This is a genomic window from Sphingomonas sp. 66-10, from assembly GCF_001897045.1.
Classification (GTDB): Bacteria; Pseudomonadota; Alphaproteobacteria; order Sphingomonadales; family Sphingomonadaceae; genus Sphingomonas; species Sphingomonas lycopersici.
This window is the reverse complement of the sequence record NZ_MKRR01000094.1, coordinates 145,401-146,674: the sequence shown is the minus strand read 5'-3', so window position 1 is coordinate 146,674 and position 1,274 is coordinate 145,401. Positions and strand designations below refer to the sequence as shown.

Genomic DNA, 1,274 nt, shown 5'->3' with positions numbered 1-1,274 from the left:
CGGGCTGTCGAGCCGCGTGCTGTTGTCGGGCTTCGACCACGAAAGCCCGCCGAGCACGGTCGCCCACGGGGTCACCTTGAGCACCGCCTGGCCCGACAGCGTGAGATATTTCAGCCGCTGCCCGTAATTGTAGATCGGGCCGGGGAAGGCCGCGCTGGCGATCGTCGCCTCGATCGCCTTCACCCCGTCGAAAATATTCGCCGTGCCGGTATCGCTGCCGTCGATCTGCGGCGTGCTGCCCACCGCGGTGAGCGAGGTTTCGTGGTAGATCGCCGAGGCGGAGAGGAAGCTGTCGGCCATCCCCACGCCGTCGAGCTTGAGGATCGACGAGGCGCCGATGCTGAAATCGCGCTTGTCGTTCTTGAGGAGATTCTGGATCGAATAGGAAAAGTCGCCGTTGGGCATCAGATCGAAGCCATAGGCGGCGGGGCCGTGGGTATTGGCATCCTGGAAATTGGTCTTGAGGCTCACCGACCAGGCCGACGAGACCTTCCAGTCGAGCCCCGCGCTGACGCGCTTGACCGTGGTGGTCAGCACGAAATCGCGCGCGCCGATGAAGAACGAGCGGTCGACCGGGGCGGGGGTGCCGTCGGGCAGCGTCGGGATGCCGTCGAACGCGGTGCGGCGATAGCGTTCGTAAGCCGCGCGGATATAGCCGGTCAGCCCGCTCGCGATATCGGCATCGACCCCGCCATAGAGCACGGTCTTGCGCGAGCGGACGTCGGTCATGAAGCTATTGGCTTCCTCATGCGCGGCGACCCCGATCGCGCGGATCGAGCCCGAGCTGTTGAGCGCGCCCGCAACCTGCCCCTCCAGCCGCCAGCGGCCCCACGATCCGCCGAGTGCCTCGACATAGCTCGGCGTATTGGCGCGCGCGGCCTTGGTCACGAGGTTGATCAGCCCGCCGGGGCTCGCCGCGCCATAGACCACCGAGGACGGGCCCTTGACGATCTCCATCCGGTCGATCGTCGCATAATCGGGGTCGAAATCGAGCGAACCGACCGTCAGCCCGTCGACCGCGCTGCCGGCGGTGAAGCCGCGCAGCTTGACGATGCTGCCGAACCCTTCCTGATTGCCCGCGAACAAGGCGCCGGGCGAATATTGCGCGATTTCGCCCAAGGACTTGAGGTCAGCGGCCTTGAGGAAATCCTGGCTGACGAGGCTGATCGACTGCGGCACCTCCTCGATCGGCAGCGGCAGGCCGGTGGTGCCGCTGGTATCCTCGCTGAGATAACGATAGCCCGAAACGACGATATCGCCGCCGGTGTCGGCGG

1 pseudogene is annotated in these 1,274 nt (G+C 66.0%); it reads right to left on the bottom strand.

Annotated features, from left to right (window positions below):
* Window positions 1-1,179, bottom strand: a pseudogene (locus tag BGN95_RS08090) (TonB-dependent siderophore receptor); the annotation flags it as partial.
* Between the last annotated feature and the right edge of the window lie 95 nt (window positions 1,180-1,274).